Annotated in this window: 1 rRNA gene; it reads right to left on the bottom strand. The window is 36.9% G+C overall.

Annotated elements, in window-relative coordinates:
• Positions 1 to 202: 202 nt before the first annotated feature.
• A 5S ribosomal RNA gene (gene rrf, locus G9H65_RS13315) occupies positions 203 to 287 on the bottom strand; the annotation flags it as partial.

Below are 287 nucleotides of genomic sequence, written 5' to 3'. Positions count from 1 at the left end.
AGACCGTGAAATGGTTTATGCCAACAATGCTACACGAATAAATGGCAAATGATGAATGATAAATTATAAATGGAATTGGCTTCAATTTATGTCCTAATAACTAACCACTAATTCTACATTCTTCATTCTTCATTTTACATTTTACATTCTTCATTTAGCAAAAAAAAAGCCCACTAGAATCTAGCGGGCTTGGGTAATAATAACTTGGAGCTTACTTACTTTCCCGGGTTTGATCCCAGTATCATCAGCGGTGCGGGGCTTAACTTCTCTGTTCGAGATGGGAAGAG

The sequence above is a fragment of the Aquirufa ecclesiirivi genome, from assembly GCF_011250515.1.
In the GTDB taxonomy this organism is placed as follows: Bacteria; Bacteroidota; Bacteroidia; order Cytophagales; family Spirosomataceae; genus Aquirufa; species Aquirufa ecclesiirivi.
This window is presented reverse-complemented; position numbering and strand designations above follow the sequence as displayed.